The organism is Tenacibaculum bernardetii (genome assembly GCF_029125915.1).
GTDB lineage: Bacteria > Bacteroidota > Bacteroidia > Flavobacteriales > Flavobacteriaceae > Polaribacter > Polaribacter bernardetii.
Genome location: NZ_JAQJCU010000011.1, coordinates 1 through 20,615 on the forward strand (window position 1 = coordinate 1; position 20,615 = coordinate 20,615).

Consider the following 20,615-nt stretch of genomic DNA (forward strand, 5'->3'; position numbering starts at 1 on the left):
TGGCGTTGTACTTGCCGCGGCTGCTGTATTGTTTGGTGTTACCGTTATCGTTCCTATGGCATTAACCGCAGGATTACAACCACCTGTTAACTCAATACTATAGTTAAAAGTTCCTGATGCAGTTGGTGTACCGCTAATAGTTATTTCATCGGAAGCCCATGAAGCACTTACTCCTGCTGGTAAACCATTTGCTCCCGAAACACCGTTATTAGAAATACCTGTAGCACCTGCTGTACTATGAGTAATATTTGTTAAATTGTGTTTATACATACTGTTTCTGTACTAGAAGCTGCAGAAACTGTACAAGCACTACCATTAATTGTTATAATCAAGTTAGCATCATCTGATGTAAATGTATCTGATATTAAGTAATTAAACGTTTCTGTTAATGTTTGTCCTACTAATAAACTACTAACCGCAGGATTACCTGTATCTAAAACGTACGTATATGTACCATTAGGGTTTATTGTTATTGTACCATATGTGCCTACATAAGTTAAACCTGTAGGTGGAACTGCATTACCCTCTAACACAATTACAGTAACGGATGCTTCGTCTTGCCAATATATATCTGAAACACCTGCTATTTGACCACCAGGATCTACTGCTGTTACGTTAGGCCCATAACTGTAACTAAGTTTTAATTGATCTATTGGTTCTGTAAAAAAAACATTTATATTTCCTGTTGCTTCTGTTTCTGGTGCAGATCCCGTTCCATAAAAAGTAGGATTCCCTGTAGCAATAACATCTTCTGTCGTTACATAATTAAAAGAAGATATAACAGTACCTGCGGCTGTTGTTCCTTCTATTCTTATTCGATCTTGCCAGGTATCACCTTGTGAATAATCAATATCTACTAATAAAAAACCCAAGTTAAATACTGGTTTATCAAAATCGATAACCAAATCTGTAGTTGCACCAGGTATATTTGTTGCTGGATCTATGTTATACAATAAATACCCCGAATGCCCTCCATTAGTTCCAAAAGTAACTATCTGGTTATTAACTGTCCCAATATTATTAACATCTAGTGTCGTAAAATCTAGTGTTGTTCCTGTAATGGTCTTAGATTTTCCGTTAACTGTTTCTCCATTGGTAAATTGACTTTCCCAAATTAACTGTGATAATCCTCTATCAATAGCGTCTGCCCCATCAGGACCATCATCTGTAATAACGTTTCCGTTAATTGTATTGTTAACATCTACTGTAATAGTATCAAAATTATCTTCAGCTACTGGTGGCTCTGTAACTCCATTAATATCTATGGAAAGAATACCTGTATCTGAGCCAACATTATCAATTGCTGTATATGAAAAAATATCTTGTATTGTTTCACCATTTTTTAGACCAGTAACCGTAGTATTTGTTTCATCAACATCATATATATAACTACCATCAGCCTGTATTATAATACTACCATAAAGAGTTGTATATGTAACACCCACAAAAGATTGATACAAATTAATATCCTCTACCTGTAATACCCCTTGACTTGTCGAATCATTTGTTAAAACATTACCAGAAATAGTACCCGTATTATTAGCGCTCACGGAATTTGTATCATCAAAAATTCTACGAGTTGTAAACACCCCTATTGTAGTGTTTGCATTTCTTGTAGCCCCCCCTGATCTGTTACAGTAAAATTAATTGTTCTTGTACCATCTGTAGGGTAAGGAGATGAAGTATTTCTGTAATAAAGTCGGTTATTTAAAAGTGCTTGAAAATTAGCTGGTGGTGTATTTATATAAAAACCACCTGCAAAAGGTCTTATTTGATATTGGTTAGCTGCTATTTTTTGAACCTCAAAAGAAACTCCATTTACTGTTATAACAAATGCAGATCCGTTAGGAGTACTTGGTACAAAGTTAGCTAAGTTAGTAAAGTCATCTGCCAAAACCGAAAAATTCTCAAAATCACCATCTAAAACCCCTGTTATAGTTATTATTATTTGAGAAACATTAACATTAGCTTGTAGATTAGGGCTATTAGCTAACACGACATAATTATTGGAATCTACATAATCGATAGCATAGTTACTCCCTGGAGAACCTGTATCTAAATCGAAAGCAGTCACAGCAAACATTGCCGAAGAATTACTTCTTAAAGAAGTATTTACTGATGGTGTGTTTGGTATTAACCTATCGAAATACCCTTCCCACCAATTAGCGTTTGTAACTTTAATAGGATCTATAGGGCTACCATAAGAAAATATAGTAGCGAATAAAAAAACAAAAAACATAGGCAATACATTCTTCGAAGAATAAATGTAATTTTTTTTCATAAAAACGCAATTTAAATTATAATAACCTCCAACAGTGCTTTGCATTACACTATAATATATACGATAAATAATACTTTTTGGTTTAAAAAAACTAAAATAAATAATTACTTACTTATTTTAGTACTCTCTAACCTATTTTTTTAAAAACAACCTGTAATTTAAAAACTATATTTACTAACAAATATAACAAAAAAAAACAAAATTTTATGCTTTTTTTAACGTTTAAAAAAAAGTCTTAAACTAATTCTTAAGACTTTTAATCAAACCAACTTATAAAAAAAACTAATTATTACTATTTTTAAACCTTAACACCATACTTATACCACATTAAAGCTATCTTATACAAACTATAATTAGTAAGACACCACTTTTTTTTTTTAAAAGTCACATTAAAACAAAAAAACCTCAAAAAAGTTTTTTTTGAGGTTTTAATCTAGATATTTTCTTAAAATTATGCGATGTTCTGGCAATGATTTATCGTAATCATTTATCAATAATTCTAATATTTCAGGTGGTTTTAAACCAACTTCTTTTTTTGATTTATACTTAGAAACATATAAATTATAGGTTTCTTTATTTTTTTCGAAAATCAAAAAATGTTCTTCATTTAATATCGTAAAACATATTTCATTTCCTGAAAAAGCTTCCGATTCGTCTTTTATAAAATCAGAAAATTCATAGTATCTAAAAACATTTTCCATACTAAACGATCTCTACAGATAAACCTAATTGTAATAATTTAGAACACATAGCCTCTAACTCTTTATATTCGCCTGTTTTTACGGCACACTTACCTTTGTAATGAACTAAAAAAGAGCATTGTTCTGCTTGTTCTAAAGTATGGTCACATACATCTACTAAACTATCAATTACATGATCAAAAGTATTTACATCGTCATTATGTAAAATAATTTCGTGCTTTTTTGTTTCCTGAATTAAGACATCTAGCTCTTCTTGTATTTTTTCTATTGTACTCATCTACGCTATTTTTTGATACTGCAAAGCTACCCAATTATTTCTGTTAATTGTTTTATTTAATGTTAAACCGTGCTTAGAAACCTCGGCATCTATAATAGAAATATCTTCTTTATAGAATCCACTTAACAATAAAACGCCGTTTTTATTTAAGCAACTTGCATATATTTTCATATCACTCAGTAAAATATTACGATTAATATTTGCAATAATAATATCGTACTCTTTATTCGTTAAAAGAGAAGAATCTCCTTCATAAACGGTAATGTTTTTACACCCGTTTCTCTGAACATTCTCTAACGAATTCTCGTAACACCAAGCATCAATATCTATAGCGTCTATTGGATTAGCACCTTTCATTTCAGCAAAAATTGCTAAAATTCCGGTTCCACAGCCCATATCTAACACTTTTTTGTTGGTTACATCTAAATTAATTAAATGTTGTACCATCATATGTGTTGTTTCATGATGACCTGTACCAAAACTCATTTTTGGCTCTATAACGATATCGTACTTTAAATTAGGGTTTTCATGAAATGGTGCTCTAATGCTTACCAAGTCGTCAACCTGAATTTGATTAAAATTTTTCTCCCACTCGGCATTCCAATTTGTTTGTTCGATTTCGTTGTGTTTAAAATTGATTGAAAATGCGTCTGATTTCAAAATAAAAACGTTTTCTAATAAATTTTCTTTCCAATCGTTTTTCTGAATGTATGCGGTAACTCCGTTTTCATTCTCTACAAAACTTTCAAAACCAACTTCACCTAATTCAGCTATTAAAATTTCTGTTGCTGGTTCTTTAGGTGATACTTCAAAAACATACTCTATATAAATATTATCCATTAAATTGATTTAATTATAGCTACAAAATCATCAGCTTTTAAAGCTGCTCCTCCAATTAATCCTCCGTCAACATCTGGTTTAGAAAAAATTTCTTTTGCATTTGCTGGCTTTACACTACCACCATATAAAATTGAAATTTTTTCAGCCACTTCACCTCCATACTCGTTCGCTATAGTTGTTCTTATAAAAGCGTGCATTTCTTGTGCTTGCTCTGGCGATGCTGTTTCTCCTGTTCCTATTGCCCAAACTGGTTCATAAGCTAATATGATTTTAGAAAAATCTGCTGTTTTTAAATGAAACAATCCTTCTTTTAACTGATTATCAACAACTTTAAAGTGATTTTCTGATTTTCGATCTTCTAAAACCTCTCCAAAACAAAAAATTGTTTCTAAATTATTTTCTAACGCTGTGGTTACTTTTTTAGCAAGAAGCTCATTTGTTTCTCCAAAATACTCTCTGCGCTCAGAATGACCAAGAATCACTAAATTTAAGCCTAAAGAAGTTAACATATCTGCAGAAACCTCTCCTGTAAAAGCACCATTTTTAGATTGATGCATGTTTTGTGCTGCTACTTCAATTTCAGATTTTTTAGTTCTTTTAATTGCGGTATTCAAATTCACAAAACTAGGTGCAATGATTACTCGGGTATCATCACCTATTTGCTTTTTTATTCCTTTTTTTATCTGCTTGATTAACGTTTTAGTTTCATCAAGGTTATTATTCATTTTCCAGTTACCTGCAACTATTTTTTTTCTCAAAATTACTATATAATTTATGTTTTTACTACTTACTTAATGCCGCTTTCATCCTCGGATCGATAGATTCTGCTACATGACCCAAAGCTGTAATTCCTTTTTCATTTACAACCATATAACTTGGCACATCTTTTATTCCTAAACCTTTTGCATAGCCACCTTTAAGAGCTGCTGGTAAAAAGTAATGATCACCTTCTATATTAAAAAATCGTTCTTTTCCTTTTTTCCATTGCTCGACTGTTTTATCTATTGATAAGAATACAAAAACAACATCAGGATTTTCTGCTTTTAATTTTTTTATATCTGGTATTCCAGAAATACACTCAGCACACCATGACGCGCAAAGCTCGAACATTATTTTTTTCCCTTTATGTTTTGCTAAAATCTCTTTAAACGTGATTGATTCCTCATCTAATGTTAAAAACTTCTCATTTAAAACATCTTGTGAAAAAGCAGCTGGTTTCTTCCCATTACATGATGCAAGTAAAACAAAAACGAATACATAAATAATTTTTTTCATAATTTTATTTAAAATTTTGGTGAAATTTAACAGCTAAAAATACGTTATTTTTTTAACTCCTTAATAATTGCACTATCCGTGATCTTTGTTTTGTTAAAAACTGCTATTTTTCCTTCTTCGTCAATCACTAAATAACGAGGAATCCAACTTAGCGCCAAAAACTTCCCGAAACTACCTTCCCAACCAGATTTCATAAAATAATGTTGCCCTTTTAACTCCAATCTTTTAACTCCTTCTTTCCAAGAATCTAAATCTCTATCTAACGACAGGTATAAATAAGCAACTTCACTATTTTCTTCTTGCTGTTTTTTAACATCTGGTAAATTTTCAAGGCAATCTTTACACCAAGAAGCCCAAACATCAATCACTATTTTTTTACCTTTATTTTTTTCTAAAATTTCTTTAAACTTTACTTCTTCGTTATTTATAGAAGTAAAAACATCACTTAGTGCTTTTTCAGAAAACTCCGTAGGATTTTCAACAGAACAACTTACTAACAGCATTGTTATAAAAACGAATACGATACTTTTTTTCATACTATTTAATCTTATTTTTAATTTTATTAGACACATTTGATGATTTAAAAAGTTTAATATCTCCTTTTTCATCAATAATCATAAACCTCGGAATTGTTTTTAAGTTTAAAAAAGCTCCTAACTTTCCTTTTCCCTTCTTCGGAATGTAATAATGCTGACCTTTTATACTCAAATTTTCAAGTCCTCTTTTCCAGTCGAAATAAGAATGATCTACTGACAAAAAAACATATTTAATTGATGGATTTTCTTTTTGCAACGCAGCAACATTATCAAAACTATCTTGACTTACCGGACAATACGTTGCAAAAATTTGCACAAATTGTTTCGTTCCTTTATTGTTTGTCAAAACTGTTCTTAATGTAATAGAATCTCTTTCTGTTGTTACCAATTTTTCATCTAAAACTTCTTTATTAAAAGACTTAGGCTGAAAAACAGCACAACTATTGAGCGTTAAAAGTGCTATCAAAAATAAAAATATTCTCATTTTAGTTTAATTTAATTCGTGGATCTAACCAACTGTAAATAACATCAACCAATATATTTATCAATATAAATAATGTTGCAACAACTAACACACTTCCCATAATTACAGGTAAATCTAACGTGTTTAACGAGTTTACTATTTCTTTACCTAAGCCATTCCAGTTAAAAATATACTCCACAAAAACGGCTCCTGCTAACATCGATGCAAACCAACCAGAAATTGCAGTTACTACTGGATTTAACGAATTTTTTAACGCGTGTTTACGAATTACCTGATACATGGTTAATCCTTTTGCTTTGGCGGTTCTTATATAATCTTGATTCATCGTTTCTAACAACGAGTTACGCATTAATTGTATTACTACCGCTAACGGACGAATACCTAATACAATTGCTGGCAACAACAAGTTTTTCCACTGAATACGCATTCCCTCTCCGAAATCATCAACTTCATACAAACTACCTGTCATTTCTAAACCTGTGTATTCATGCAATACAAATCCGAAAAACCAAGCAAATAAAATTGCCGAGAAAAAAGACGGCACACTCATACCTAATGTACTTATTACTGCTATAATTCTGTCGAAAAAAGTATCTTTATATAAGGCTGATAAAATGCCTAAAACGATTCCTAACAGCAACGCTATTACAATTGCAAAAATTGCTAAAACTGCGGTATTTGGTAATGTTTCTGCAATTACTTCGGATACATTCTTTCCGTTTTTTTGAAATGATTGTCTTAAATACGGATATTTAATCACCAGATTCACTTTACCTATCGTAAATAATTTTTGAGCAGTATATTTTCCTTCGGATAAAAAAGTATAATCGTCAGTGTTACTGCTATGTAACGACAACGGCGAAACATCGTTTAAATAATACAAATACTGTGTAAATACCGGTTTATCAAAACCATACTTTTGTCGTATATTCTGTAGCTGTTCAGTATCTTCTCGCTGATCTAACATCATTCTTGCCGGATCACCTGGCAACACATTAAACAAAAAGAAAATAACTGTAACGACTCCAAATAAAGTTAAGAATCCGTAGAAAATTTTATTAATTACATATTGAAACATATATAACAAAGATAAAAGAAAGTGTTAAAAAAGTGTACTTTTGCGTAACTTTTACAACAACACATGACTACACAACAATTAGTTAACGAAATTAAAAGAAAAAAATCGTTTTTATGCATCGGTCTAGATGTCGATTTAACCAAAATACCACCACATTTATTAAAAGAGGAAGATCCTATTTTTGCCTTTAACAAAGCAATTATTGATGCTACTCACCATTTATGTGTTGCCTACAAACCCAATACTGCTTTTTATGAAGCTTACGGAATAAAAGGTTGGAAATCTCTTGAAAAAACAATAAAATACTTAAACGAAAAGCATCCTGAAATTTTTACCATTGCGGATGCAAAACGTGGTGATATTGGCAATACCTCAACGATGTATGCAAAAGCTTTTTTTGAAGATTTAGCATTCGATTCAGTTACAGTGGCTCCTTATATGGGAAAAGATTCTGTAGAGCCTTTTTTAGCTTTTAAAGATAAACATACCATTATGTTGGCACTAACATCTAACCAAGGTGCATTCGATTTCCAGACGCTAAGCGTTAATAATAATGAATTATATAAAGAAGTTTTAAAGGTATCAAAAAACTGGAAAAACTCAGAAAACTTAATGTATGTTGTGGGTGCCACCAAAGCCGAATACTTTAAAGAAATTAGAAAAATTGTTCCTGATAGTTTTTTACTAGTTCCTGGTGTTGGCGCACAAGGCGGAAATCTACAGGATGTTTGTAAATACGGAATGAGCAAAAATATTGGCTTGTTAATAAACTCATCTCGCGGAATTATTTACGCATCTAACAACGAAAAATTTGCAAATGAAGCTGCTAAAAAAGCAGCAGAATTACAGTTACAAATGAGTGCTATCTTAAACTAAAAATATGGAGTTCAAAGACCAAATGAATAGAGTTTTTGAATTACCAGAAACTCCAAAAAGAATAATTTCTTTAGTTCCTAGTCAAACTGAGTTATTGGTTGATTTAGGTTTAGAAAAATTTATAGTTGGTGTTACAAAATTTTGCGTTCATCCAACTTATTTAAGAAAAAGCAAAACAGTTGTTGGTGGTACAAAAACCATAAATATTGATGAAATTAAGGCTTTAAAGCCTGATATTATTCTTTGTAATAAAGAAGAGAACACCAGAGAAATCGTAGAAGCTTGTGAGAAAATTGCACCAACACATGTTTCTGATATTTTTACACTTAACGACTCAAAAGAGCTAATACTTCAATACGGAGAAATTCTTTCTTGTGAAACTCAAGCAAATAGAATAACGAAAGAATTAAACGATAAATTGAATGATTTTCAATTATTTACTAAAACTAAAACAGCTAGAAAAGTAGCTTATTTTATTTGGAGAAAACCTTGGATGGTTGCAGGAAATAACACCTTTATCAACCACCTTTTAGAGCTAAATAAGTTTCATAATATTTACACTAATAAGGAGCGTTACCCAGAAATAGATTTACAGGAGCTTGTTAAAAATGGTGACCCTGATTTAATATTACTTTCATCGGAACCATATCCATTTAAAGAAAAACATATTGAAGAACTAAAAAGACACTGTAAGAGCGCTAAAGTTATTTTAGTTGATGGCGAAATGTTTTCGTGGTATGGTAGCAGGCTGTTAAAGTCTTTTGATTATTTTAAAGAATTACACAATATAACTTGATGAATCTTTATCTAAATACTTAACTCTATTTAACTTCTCTAACACTTGCATTGCTTTAAAAGCCGATCGATCACTTTTACATTCGTCTTCATACTTATAATCATTCGCTCTTTCAACCAATTTACGATACCTTTCTTCTAGGTGCTTCCTATATGTTTGTAGTTGATTAATTCTTGACATTTTAAATTTGGTTATGCTGTTCATAAATATACATAAATATTTGAATTACAACCATATAAAAACAACCTACTTTAAAAAAAAATATTTTTACTGTTCTAAAAAAAAGCCTCACAAATTTGTGAGGCTTTTTTTACTAGATTTTTTTAAGATAAATAACTTACTAATCTTGCAATGCAAATACTTGGCGTAATAAAGCTGTATTACGCAAACCTGCTTTTTCACGAATACCTTTTTCTTCGACAGCTATCATCGTAAAAACACCTTTTAAAGCTTCTCCTGTAACATAATCTGTTAAATCTGGATTCACTTTCTTAACAAAAGGGATACTATTGTATTTATTAATTAAGTTCGACCAAATTTTATCTGCACCTACTTTTGCAAAAGAATTTTTAATGACCGGATTAAATTGATTGTATAAAGCTGTATTTGTTTTTCCTTTTAAATAAATTGTTGCTGCATTTTGCTCACCTAATAAGATGTTTTTAGCATCATTAAAACTTATTTCTTTAACTGCGTTTACAAAAATTGGCGTTGCTGTTTTAACGGCATCTTCTGCTGTTCTGTTAATTGCTTTTAAACCTTCATCTGCTAAATTACTTAAACCAATCTTACGCAACCCTTTATCTACCGCTTGTAATTCTTTTGGTAAAAGAATTTTTACTAGTTTGTTTCTATAAAAACCATCTTTTGCTGTTAGTTTAGAAACCTGATTTTCGATTCCGTTATCTAATGCCTGGCGTAAACCGTTTCCTATTTGTTGCTGTGACAATGCGCCGCTTTGTGGTAATTGGTTTACAACTTTCTGTAATTCTGCGCATCCTGTAAGTAAAACAACAAATGCTAATGCTATAATTTTTTTCATGTTTGTTTGATTTAATATATCTTTTAGAAACAATTAATTTGTAATTGTCACATTATTTAAATTTTTTATTGAAAGCTATCTGTTTTTTTATCATAACTATATGGGCAATGTTTACAACCACTTTTACAACAGTAACCTCGCCTTAAGTGATAGGTTTCTTTAAAAACCCTATATCCGTCTTCGTTAATATAATACTCATCAGGAGTTGCCCTTAAAATTTCATTTCTCATAGTACAAATATCAAAAAAAGATACATTAAATCAGTATTTATTAACTGTTGATTTAATGTATCTCTTTATTTTTTATGGAAAAATTATTTATTTTCTTCCTTTTTCTGGCGGATATTTAGCCATTATTTCATTCACAAATTCTTTAACGCGAGCTTCTCTTTTTTCAACATTACTCGTCTTTAACGCTCCCGTACCAACACCTTGCCAAACTAGCTCTTTCTTTTTCGCATCTAATAAATCAACAAACAATGTTCCTTCTGTATACTGAGAAACACTCATACGATTCATACCGTAATAATATGGATAATAAAATCCGCCGTACATATTATCGTTTATATTGATTTTTTCACGCGACTTTGTAAACAGACTCACTAAAATATCTGGAGTGGCTGATTTTGTCATTCCTTTTGCCATCAATTCTGATTCAACAGCGCGCATGATTCGTTTTTTATCTAAGTCTGAAATAGCGGCTTTATCGATTCCTTTTTTATAAAAAGCAAAAGTTTTGTATTGATTAAAATCTACTTTCGTATCATAATCTGTTGTTACTTTAACAGAACTACATGACGTAATAATTAAAGCGATGATTGGCAAAAAAAGTAATTTTGATATCTTCATTTTCTTAGGATTTATAAATTATCTAATAATGCATCATCTACTAAATTAGGAAGGGTAACCTGCAAGTCATTTTCGGCTTTCATTGCTCGTTTTATAGCAAAAACAGCCTCTTCATTCCTAGCCCAACTTCTTCTTGCTATTCCGTTATTAACATCCCAGAAAAGCATTGATTTTAAGCGTCTTGATGCACTCTTAGAACCATCAAGAAGCATGCCAAATCCTCCGTTAATAACTTCACCCCAACCTACTCCACCTCCATTATGAATAGAAACCCAAGTAGCACCTCTAAAACTATCGCCAATTACGTTTTGTATGGCCATGTCTGCCGTATAACGAGAACCATCATAAATGTTAGAGGTTTCTCTATAAGGTGAATCGGTACCAGAAACATCGTGATGATCACGTCCCAATACTACATTTCCTATTTCACCTTTCTTAATTGCCTTGTTAAAAGCTTCTGCAATTTTTGTGCGCCCCTCTGCATCTGCATATAAAATACGTGCTTGCGAACCCACCACTAATTTATTCTCTTGAGCTCCTTTAATCCACTGAATATTATCAGCCATTTGTTGCTGAATCTCTTCTGGTGAATTCTTTTTTATCTTTTCTAAAACTTTACATGCAATTGCATCCGTTTTTGCTAAATCTTCCGATTTCCCAGAGGCACAAACCCAACGAAAAGGACCAAAGCCATAATCGAAACACATTGGTCCCATTATATCTTGTACATAAGATGGATATTTAAACTCTCTTCCAATTGTTGGATTTTCTGCCATTACATCTGCTCCTGCTCTACTTGCTTCTAGTAAAAAAGCGTTTCCGTAATCAAAGAAATAAGTTCCCTTAGCTGTATGTTTATTAATAGCTTTTGCATGACGACGTAATGTTTCTTGCACTTTTTCTTTAAACAACTCAGGCTCATTTGCCATCATTTCATTGGCATCATCAAATGAAATCTCTGCTGGATAATAACCTCCTGCCCAAGGATTATGTAATGATGTTTGATCTGAACCTAAATCTACATGAACATTTGCTTCATCAAACTTTTCCCAAACATCAACAATATTGCCTAAGTAAGCTAGTGATACTGTTTCTTTACTCTCTTTTGCCTTCTCTACTCTTGTTACTAGTATGTCTAAATCAGTAATTTTTTCATCAATCCAACCTTGATCTAAGCGTAATTGCGTAATTTTTGGATTTACCTCAGCACAAACCGTAATGCAACCAGCAATGTTACCAGCTTTTGGTTGTGCTCCACTCATTCCACCTAAACCTGCAGTAACAAATAAGTTTCCTTTTGGCTCTTTATTTATTTTTCTAAATCCGTTTAAAACGGTTATTGTTGTTCCGTGTACAATTCCTTGTGGGCCAATATACATGTAACTACCAGCAGTCATTTGCCCATATTGAGAAACGCCTAACGCATTGAATTTTTCTAAATCATCTGGTTTCGAGTAATTCGGAATCATCATTCCGTTTGTAACCACCACTCTTGGTGCATCTTTATGTGATGGAAATAATCCCATCGGATGTCCTGAATACATAGTTAACGTTTGTTTATCTGTCATTTTAGACAAATATTGCATGGTTAATAAATACTGTGCCCAGTTAGAAAAAACAGCTCCATTACCACCATAAGTTATTAATTCATGTGGATGTTGCGCCACCGCATAATCTAAATTATTCTGAATCATTAACATGATTGCTTTTGCCTGAGTACATTTCCCTGGATACTCTTTAATATCTCTCGCATACATTTTATAAGTAGGACGAAAACGGTACATGTAAATTCTACCATAATCTTCTAATTCCTTAGCAAATTCAGGTAATAAAACTTCGTGATGTTTTTTATCAAAATATCGCAAAGCATTTCTTAATGCCAATTTTTTTTCTTCAACCGTTAAAATATCTTTACGTTTTGGCGCTCTGTTTATTGAAGAATCATAAACTGGCATTTCTGGTAACTCGCTTGGAATACCTTGTTTTATTTGTTTTTTAAATGACATCATAATTTCTTTTTTTAACGAACTGTAAATTCTTGATTTTTAACCATACTTATCAATGCATTAATATCATCTTTAAGTACACGATCTTCTTCTAATTTATCTACTTTATTTCTAATTATTTTAAAGTTTTCTTCTATTATTGAAGAAAACGTATTGGGTCTTCTAAAATCCATCGCTTGTGCAGCATACATTAATTCAATTGCCAAAATTTTATCAATATTTCCTAAAATCTGATTGAACTTCCTTCCTGAAATACTTCCCATAGAAACATGATCTTCTTGTCCTAATGAAGTTGGAACGCTATCTGCCGAAGGCGGAAAACATAACGATTTATTTTCTGTAACCAAAGCTGCGGTAGTGTATTGCGGAATCATAAACCCTGAATTTAAACCACCTGCTGCTGTTAACAATCTTGGCAAACCGTGTTTTCCTTCTAATAATAAATAACAACGCCTGTCTGCTATATTTCCTAACTCTGATGCTGCAATTGAGGTATAATCTAATGCCATCGCTAATGGCTGACCATGAAAATTACCTCCAGATATTGCCTCTGTTTCACTTAATACAATTGGGTTATCGGTAACCGAATTCATTTCTATTTCGGCTAATTCAAACAAATGCGCGTACGCGTTTCTAGACGCTCCATGTACCTGTGGAATACACCGTATTGAATATGGATCTTGCACTCTTGGGAAACTATTATCGTCAGCATTTTCAGAATCTTTTAATAACATACGCATGCGTTCTGCTACTTTTAAATTCCCTTTAAACGGACGAATTTGATGTAACTCATCTTTAAATGGCGACACATTTCCTGAATAACCTTCTAATGTCATTGCTCCGGCAACATCTGCTAAATCTAATACATACTCCATTTTATTCAACCCTAAAATAGCATGGGCTAAAATAAATTGCGTTCCGTTAATTAATCCTAAACCTTCTTTAGCCATTAAAGTTAACGGTGCTAAATTGTGCTTTTTCAAGACTTCCTTTGCTGGAATGATTTCACCTTCTTGCCAAAATTCTCCTTCACCTAACAATGGTAAAAACAAGTGCGATAACGGCGCTAGATCTCCCGATGCTCCAACCGATCCTTGTTCTGGCACAATTGGCAATAAATCATTTTCTATAAAATAAATAATACGTTCTATTAACTCTAATCGTACACCCGAAAAACCTTGACAAAGTGCATGCACTTTACAAATCATCATAATTTTAGATAATTTTTTATCAATAGGATTCCCTACACCAACAGCATGTGTAATTAATAAGTTTTCTTGTAATTTACTTGTCTCTGCAGGCGTAATTTGCACATCACATAAAGGACCAAAACCTGTATTAATACCATAAGTAGCAACATTAGAGTTTGCCATTACCTCTACCTTTCTTCTGCATTCATTTACTGCCTTAATTGCATCGCTCGTAATCACCGCTTTTAAAGTACCTTCTGCAATTGCAATTACCTTATTTACAGTTAATTTATCTATTCCGTATTTAAACATCGGTTTCTATTATCTTTTTAACAAAGTTATTTTTATTTTTGATAACCAATAAGACTTAAATAATCATCATTTAATAACTATGAGTAATCAAATTGAATTAAGACATATCCGTTATTTTTTAGCTGTTGCTGAAGATTTACACTTTCGAAAAGCTGCTGAAAGACTCTTTATTTCTCAACCAGGTTTGAGTAGACAGATAAAACAAATGGAAGAGGATTTAGAAATTCAATTATTTATTCGTCATAATCGAAAGGTAGCATTAACCGAAGCAGGTATATATCTCAAAACCGAACTTACTCAGAGTTTAAAAAACCTCAACCATGCTTTTGAAAATGCTAAACTTTTACAAGACGGAAAAGACGGGCATTTAAACTTTGGTTATGTAGGTTCTGCAATGCAAAATATTATTCCAAATTTATTAGTTGATTTTAAAAAAGAACACCCCAATGTTCAGTTCGGATTAAAGGAAATGGACAATAAAAAACAGATAGACAGTTTGCTTTCTAATGATATTGACGTAGGTTTTGTAAGGCTAGATCGTGTACCAAGAGGACTTGCTATAAAATCTGTTGTAAAAGAATCCTTTTGTTTGGTTTTACCTAAAAATCATCCTGTAAATGAAAATAATTTTAAAGGATTGTATCAATTAAAAAATGAATCTTTCATTCTCTTTGATGCCTCATACAGTCCGTCTTATTTTGAAAAAGTAATGCAAATTTTCGATGATAGTAATTTTACTCCCCTTGTTACACACAATACAATTCATGCTGCATCTATTTACAAACTAATAGAAAATAATTTTGGCTTATCAATTGTTCCAAAATCCTTACAACACGGGTATGACATGAAGGTGAAATTCATTGAACTGAAAAACATTCCGCAACGCACCACATTATCGGTAGTTTGGGACAAAAAAAATAGGAACCCGATTCTAAAATCACTTCTAAATAAGATTACTTCATAAATAGTTACGATATAAATGAGTATTTTTACGTATAAATTTCTCATAATTATTGATGATTCTCGTTTCTAAACGCATGGTACCTAAAGGGTTTGTTGGTGTAACCTTATATCCTTTTATCTTTTTAAAAAGAAAAGATTTAAAGCATAATGCTGAACTTGTAAATCACGAAAAAATACATTTAGAGCAACAGCGAGAGCTTTTTATCATCTTCTTTTTTCTATTCTATTTTATAGAATGGTTTATTAAATTTTTAAAATATAAAGACAAATTAAAAGCCTACAAAAATTTAAGCTTTGAACGTGAAGCTTATCTAAATGAAAATAATTTATACTATATAGAAAAAAGAAAGTTTTGGGCTTTTCTTAACTATTTATAATCCATAAACAATTCTTATATCTTTTAAGAAATTCGTAAATTGCACAACCAATTTTTTATAAAATTTACGAATGGAACAAATAACACCCTATAAACCTATACATAAAGTACGAATTGTAACTGCTGCTGCATTATTTGATGGCCATGATGCTGCCATAAATATTATGCGAAGAATTATTCAATCTACAGGAGTAGAAGTAATTCATCTTGGGCATGATAGAAGTGTTGAAGAAGTAGTTAATTGTGCTATTCAGGAAGATGCAAATGCCATTGCAATTACATCTTACCAAGGAGGACACAATGAGTATTTTAAATACATGTATGATTTATTAAAAGAAAAAGGAGCTAGCCACATCAGAATTTTTGGTGGTGGTGGAGGTGTAATTCTTCCTGAAGAAATCAAAGAATTGATGGATTATGGAATTACCCGTATCTATTCTCCTGATGACGGTCGTGAACTTGGTTTACAAGGAATGATTAACGATTTAGTTAAAACTTCTGATTTTGCAATTGGTGATGTTTTAAACGATGAAATTGATCATTTAGCCAATAAAGAAATCGGAAGCATTGCACGTATTATTTCTTCGGCAGAAAACTTCCCTGAAGTAGCAAAAGAAACTTTAGCCGCAATTCATGAAAAAAATAAAAATTCTAAAACGCCGGTTTTAGGAATTACCGGAACTGGTGGAGCAGGAAAATCATCTTTAGTTGATGAGTTAGTTCGTCGATTTTTAATTGATTTTCCAGAAAAAACAATTGGTTTAATTTCTGTTGACCCATCAAAAAGAAAAACAGGAGGTGCTTTATTAGGGGACCGTATTCGTATGAATGCAATTAATAACGATCGTGTATACATGCGCTCGTTAGCAACACGTCAATCTAATTTAGCATTATCTAAATATGTAAACGAAGCAGTACAAGTTTTAAAAGCTGCTGAGTTTGATTTAATTATTTTAGAAACTTCTGGTATCGGGCAATCGGATACCGAAATTATAGAACATTCTGATACATCATTATATGTAATGACACCTGAATTTGGAGCAGCAACGCAGTTGGAGAAAATCGACATGCTTGATTTTGCTGATTTAGTGGCTCTTAACAAATTTGATAAACGTGGTGCTTTAGATGCCATCCGTGATGTAAAGAAACAATACATGCGTAACAACAACCTTTGGGATGTTCATATGGATGACATGCCGGTTTTCGGAACCATTGCTTCTCAATTTAATGATCCAGGAATGAATACGCTATACAAACGTATTATGGATAAATTGATTGAAAAAACTGGAGTTGATTTAAAATCGAAGATGGAAATTACCAAAGAAATGTCTGAAAAGATATTTGTAATTCCGCCAAGTAGAGTTCGTTATTTATCTGAAATATCAGAAAGCAACAGGGCTTATGATAAAAAAGTAGATAGTCAGGTTATCGTTTCTCAGAAATTATATGGTATTTATAAAACTATCGAATCTATTACAAATTCGAATGTTGCCATTTCTAAAATTGGATTAGATGCTGATGCGATTCTGTCTCTCGACTCCGCTCGAGATGACAAAGAGTTCTTGAAATTACTAATAGCTCAATTCGACAAAGTAAAATTAAATCTTGATCCTCATAACTGGGAAATTATTTTAAACTGGGCTGATAAAGTAAAAAAATATAAAGACCCTGTTTATAGCTTTAAAGTAAGAGATAAAGTTATAAATATAGATACACACAGTGAAACTTTATCACATACACAAGTTCCGAAAGTAGCCTTACCAAAATACCAAGCTTGGGGAGATTTATTACGTTGGAATTTACAAGAAAACGTTCCAGGAGAGTTTCCGTATACTGCAGGATTGTATCCGTTTAAAAGAACAGGTGAAGATCCAACAAGAATGTTTGCTGGTGAAGGAGGTCCAGAACGTACGAACAGACGTTTTCATTACGTAAGTTTAGGAATGCCTGCAAAGCGTTTATCTACTGCTTTCGATTCGGTTACTTTATACGGTAATGACCCAGGAGTAAGACCTGATATTTATGGTAAAATTGGTAACGCAGGAGTTTCTATATGCTGCTTAGATGATGCCAAAAAATTATTTTCTGGTTTCGAACTAACGCATGCTTTAACATCTGTAAGTTTAACAATTAATGGGCCTGCACCAATGTTGTTAGGTTTTTTCATGAATGCTGCTATCGATCAGAATTGTGAGAAATACATCAAAGAAAACAAGTTAGAAAAACAAGTTGAAGCAAAATTCAAAGAAATTTACGATTCAAAAGATTTAGAAAGACCTGTTTATCAAGGCAAATTACCTGAAGGAAATGACGGGTTAGGATTAATGCTTTTAGGTTTAACAGGTGATATGATTTTACCTGCGGATGTATATGCAGAAATTAAAAAAACAACCTTAGCACAAGTTCGTGGTACTGTACAAGCTGATATTTTAAAAGAAGATCAGGCACAAAATACGTGTATTTTTTCTACAGAATTCGCCCTGCGTTTAATGGGAGATGTTCAAGAATACTTTATTAAAGAACAAGTTCGTAATTTTTATTCAGTATCAATTTCTGGGTATCATATTGCCGAAGCTGGTGCCAACCCAATTACACAGTTAGCGTTAACATTATCAAACGGATTTACCTATGTTGAATACTACTTATCTCGTGGGATGGACATTAACAAATTCGGACCAAATTTATCGTTCTTTTTCTCTAACGGAATCGATGCAGAATATTCGGTAATTGGTCGTGTTGCTCGTAAAATTTGGGCAAAAGCCATGAAACATAAATATGGTGCTAATTCAAGAGCACAAATGTTAAAATATCATATTCAAACTTCTGGTCGTTCTTTACATGCGCAGGAAATTGATTTTAACGATATCCGTACAACATTACAAGCTTTATATGCTATTAACGACAACTGTAATTCATTACACACCAATGCGTATGATGAAGCAATTACGACACCTACTGAAGAATCGGTACGTAGAGCAATGGCAATTCAGTTAATTATTAATAAAGAATTAGGTTTAACTAAAAATGAAAACCCAATTCAAGGTGCTTTTATTATTGAAGAGTTAACCGATTTAGTTGAAGAAGCAGTATTGTTAGAGTTTGATAGAATTACCGAACGTGGTGGTGTTTTAGGAGCGATGGAAACGATGTATCAGCGTTCTAAAATACAAGAAGAAAGCTTGTATTATGAAACATTGAAACACACAGGAGAATTCCCAATTATTGGTGTAAATACTTTCTTAAGCTCTAAAGGTTCTCCAACAGTACAACCTGCAGAAGTTATCCGTGCAACGGAAGAAGAAAAGCAATATCAAATAAAAACAAAAAGCATTTTAAACAAAGCGAACGACGGAAAAGTGCAAGAACAATTGGCAATTTTACAAGAAGCTGCGGTTCAGAATGAAAACTTATTTGATAAGTTAATGGAAGCTACCAAATTTTGTTCTTTAGGGCAAATTACTGAAGCTTTATTTAAAGTTGGTGGACAGTATAGAAGAAATATGTAAGCAAACAATGTTTACAAATAACTATAAACCTCATATTAATTTATGAGGTTTTTTTATTGATTTTTTTAGGTTCCTTTTCTCCTATAATTTGTAATGTTTCCGATAAAAAACAGACCAACTTAAAAAATAAATTCATGAACCTTACAGATCAATTAAAAGAGCACGCTGATAATAGTGCGAAAAATATGCCAGAAGAAGCAAAAAAAATCATGCAAACTGGTATTAAAAAACTAGAAGATACCGATATTATAAAAAATGCAACAAAAAAAGGGGACCATTTTCCTGATTTTTCTTTACCGAATGCAAAGGGAGAATTAACATCTCTTGAAGAACTTCTTAAAAAAGGACAAGTGGTGCTTACTTTTTATAGAGGTGGTTGGTGTCCTTATTGTAATCTTGCTTTAAAAGCATTACAAGATATAGTGCCTCAAATTAAAGAGAAAAATGCAACATTAGTTGCTATTACACCTGAAACACCAGATAATACACTTACTATTAAAGAGAAAAACGAATTAGATTTCGAAATTTTAACAAGTAAGAATAACGAACTAGCAAGGTCATTAGGTTTAACTTATAAGTTACCAGAAGAATTAGCTACTTTGTATAAGAAATTCGGAATAGATTTATTAGAAAGCCAAGGAAATGATTCGAATGAGTTACCTATTGCTGCGACCTATATTATTGGAACCGACAAAAAAATAACCTATAGTTTTATTACAGAAGATTATAAATTAAGAGCAGAGCCTTTAGATATTATTGCTGCATTATAATTTAATTATTTCAAATTTAAAATAAAAAATCAGCTCAAGTATTTGAGCTGATTTTTTTCTGTTAAAAGAATCTATTTTAATTGTTATTTATTTTCAATTTCTAAAGCAGCTTGTTTACTTGCTTTTCTTCCTTTTAAAAAGAAGAGGATAAAAAATATCATTACAACTCCTAAATAAATAGAGAACCCTCCTATTTTAGCACTTAAAGTTTCTACCAAATCTTTATAACTAGATAAACTATATATTTCTAAAATACGTAGCGCAAAACCAACATTCAATAAATAAAAACCAATTTTAAAAAGTTTATTTGTAGCCATTGCAATCTCTACCTTTTGATGAAAAATATCTAGCATAAATATTTTACTATTTTTAAAAAGATGATATGATACAAACGTTGTTAATCCTATTGCTATTGGTAAATAAATAATGTAGGCGACTAATTCTAATGAAGTGTTCAT

Annotated in this window: 24 protein-coding genes; 6 read left to right on the forward strand and 18 right to left on the reverse strand. The window is 31.8% G+C overall.

Features of this window, described 5'->3' with window-relative positions; all coding sequences use genetic code 11:
* From P2G10_RS09950 to P2G10_RS10000, 11 genes are all read right to left on the reverse strand, one after another.
* Positions 1-270 (reverse strand): hypothetical protein (locus tag P2G10_RS09950; protein WP_275316415.1); only part of this gene is annotated, 270 nt, incomplete at its 3' end.
* Positions 252-1,589 carry a VCBS domain-containing protein gene (locus tag P2G10_RS09955; RefSeq protein WP_275316416.1) on the reverse strand — a complete coding sequence of 446 codons (1,338 nt, stop codon included), beginning with the start codon at positions 1,587-1,589 and terminating at the stop codon, positions 252-254. The genes P2G10_RS09950 and P2G10_RS09955, both read right to left, overlap by 19 nt.
* 2 nt (positions 1,590-1,591) lie before the next feature.
* Complete coding sequence (locus P2G10_RS09960) at positions 1,592-2,281, reverse strand: hypothetical protein (RefSeq protein ID WP_275316417.1); 690 nt, start codon at positions 2,279-2,281, stop codon at positions 1,592-1,594.
* 428 nt (positions 2,282-2,709) lie between these two features.
* Positions 2,710-2,982 carry a hypothetical protein gene (locus P2G10_RS09965; protein WP_275316419.1) on the reverse strand — a complete coding sequence of 91 codons (273 nt, stop codon included), beginning with the start codon at positions 2,980-2,982 and terminating at the stop codon, positions 2,710-2,712.
* Between the two features lies 1 nt (position 2,983).
* Entirely contained in the window at positions 2,984-3,259 is a 276-nt protein-coding gene (locus tag P2G10_RS09970) for an ATP-dependent Clp protease adaptor ClpS (protein WP_218771276.1), read from the reverse strand.
* A complete protein-coding gene (gene prmA / locus P2G10_RS09975) occupies positions 3,260-4,099 on the reverse strand; it encodes a 50S ribosomal protein L11 methyltransferase (RefSeq protein ID WP_275316420.1) in 840 nt (279 codons plus the stop codon).
* Positions 4,099-4,857: a triose-phosphate isomerase gene (gene tpiA, locus P2G10_RS09980; RefSeq protein WP_275316422.1), complete on the reverse strand. Its 759-nt coding sequence runs from the start codon at positions 4,855-4,857 to the stop codon at positions 4,099-4,101. The genes prmA and tpiA overlap by 1 nt, the downstream gene beginning before the upstream one ends.
* A gap of 25 nt (positions 4,858-4,882) precedes the next feature.
* Complete coding sequence (locus tag P2G10_RS09985; RefSeq protein ID WP_275316423.1) at positions 4,883-5,374, reverse strand: TlpA family protein disulfide reductase; 492 nt, start codon at positions 5,372-5,374, stop codon at positions 4,883-4,885.
* 44 nt (positions 5,375-5,418) lie between these two features.
* Positions 5,419-5,910: a TlpA family protein disulfide reductase gene (locus tag P2G10_RS09990; RefSeq protein ID WP_275316424.1), complete on the reverse strand. Its 492-nt coding sequence runs from the start codon at positions 5,908-5,910 to the stop codon at positions 5,419-5,421.
* A 1-nt stretch (position 5,911) separates the two neighbouring features.
* Positions 5,912-6,394: a TlpA family protein disulfide reductase gene (locus P2G10_RS09995; protein WP_275316426.1), complete on the reverse strand. Its 483-nt coding sequence runs from the start codon at positions 6,392-6,394 to the stop codon at positions 5,912-5,914.
* A 1-nt stretch (position 6,395) separates the two neighbouring features.
* On the reverse strand, positions 6,396-7,472 hold the full coding sequence (locus P2G10_RS10000; RefSeq protein WP_275316427.1) for an ABC transporter permease: 1,077 nt from the start codon (positions 7,470-7,472) through the stop codon (positions 6,396-6,398).
* A gap of 63 nt (positions 7,473-7,535) precedes the next feature.
* On the opposite strand from P2G10_RS10000, the gene pyrF reads away from it, so the two are divergent.
* Positions 7,536-8,348 (forward strand): orotidine-5'-phosphate decarboxylase, encoded by an 813-nt coding sequence (gene pyrF / locus P2G10_RS10005; protein WP_275316428.1) that lies wholly within the window; start codon positions 7,536-7,538, stop codon positions 8,346-8,348.
* 4 nt (positions 8,349-8,352) lie between these two features.
* Complete coding sequence (locus P2G10_RS10010; protein ID WP_275316429.1) at positions 8,353-9,144, forward strand: ABC transporter substrate-binding protein; 792 nt, start codon at positions 8,353-8,355, stop codon at positions 9,142-9,144.
* Here P2G10_RS10010 and P2G10_RS10015 read toward each other — a convergent pair.
* From P2G10_RS10015 to hutH, 6 genes are all read right to left on the reverse strand, one after another.
* Entirely contained in the window at positions 9,127-9,324 is a 198-nt protein-coding gene (locus P2G10_RS10015) for a Lacal_2735 family protein (RefSeq protein ID WP_275316430.1), read from the reverse strand. The genes P2G10_RS10010 and P2G10_RS10015 overlap by 18 nt on opposite strands.
* Before the next feature lie 160 nt (positions 9,325-9,484).
* Positions 9,485-10,186, reverse strand: a complete 702-nt coding sequence (locus P2G10_RS10020) for a DUF4197 domain-containing protein (protein WP_275316431.1) — start codon at positions 10,184-10,186, stop codon at positions 9,485-9,487.
* 65 nt (positions 10,187-10,251) lie between these two features.
* Positions 10,252-10,416, reverse strand: coding sequence for a DUF5522 domain-containing protein (locus P2G10_RS10025; protein WP_218771286.1), 165 nt, complete (start codon positions 10,414-10,416; stop codon positions 10,252-10,254).
* A gap of 87 nt (positions 10,417-10,503) precedes the next feature.
* The gene (locus tag P2G10_RS10030) at positions 10,504-11,034 is read right to left on the reverse strand and encodes a DUF4136 domain-containing protein (protein WP_218771287.1); all 531 of its coding nucleotides are present in this window, start codon (positions 11,032-11,034) and stop codon (positions 10,504-10,506) included.
* A gap of 11 nt (positions 11,035-11,045) precedes the next feature.
* A complete protein-coding gene (locus P2G10_RS10035) occupies positions 11,046-13,040 on the reverse strand; it encodes a urocanate hydratase (RefSeq protein ID WP_275316474.1) in 1,995 nt (664 codons plus the stop codon).
* A gap of 14 nt (positions 13,041-13,054) precedes the next feature.
* Positions 13,055-14,542: a histidine ammonia-lyase gene (hutH, locus tag P2G10_RS10040; protein WP_275316432.1), complete on the reverse strand. Its 1,488-nt coding sequence runs from the start codon at positions 14,540-14,542 to the stop codon at positions 13,055-13,057.
* Positions 14,543-14,621: 79 nt separating this feature from the next.
* Here hutH and P2G10_RS10045 point away from each other — a divergent pair, with 79 nt between their 5' ends.
* The 4 genes from P2G10_RS10045 (at position 14,622) to P2G10_RS10060 (ending at position 20,157) form a co-directional block, all read left to right on the forward strand.
* A complete protein-coding gene (locus P2G10_RS10045; protein ID WP_275316433.1) occupies positions 14,622-15,506 on the forward strand; it encodes a LysR family transcriptional regulator in 885 nt (294 codons plus the stop codon).
* Between the two features lie 73 nt (positions 15,507-15,579).
* Complete coding sequence (locus P2G10_RS10050; protein ID WP_275316434.1) at positions 15,580-15,882, forward strand: hypothetical protein; 303 nt, start codon at positions 15,580-15,582, stop codon at positions 15,880-15,882.
* 70 nt (positions 15,883-15,952) lie between these two features.
* Positions 15,953-19,387 (forward strand): methylmalonyl-CoA mutase family protein, encoded by a 3,435-nt coding sequence (locus tag P2G10_RS10055; protein ID WP_275316435.1) that lies wholly within the window; start codon positions 15,953-15,955, stop codon positions 19,385-19,387.
* Positions 19,388-19,521: 134 nt separating this feature from the next.
* On the forward strand, positions 19,522-20,157 hold the full coding sequence (locus tag P2G10_RS10060) for a peroxiredoxin-like family protein (protein WP_275316436.1): 636 nt from the start codon (positions 19,522-19,524) through the stop codon (positions 20,155-20,157).
* An 83-nt stretch (positions 20,158-20,240) separates the two neighbouring features.
* Here the strand turns inward: P2G10_RS10060 and P2G10_RS10065 are convergent, their stop codons facing one another.
* A complete protein-coding gene (locus tag P2G10_RS10065) occupies positions 20,241-20,615 on the reverse strand; it encodes a hypothetical protein (RefSeq protein ID WP_218771293.1) in 375 nt (124 codons plus the stop codon).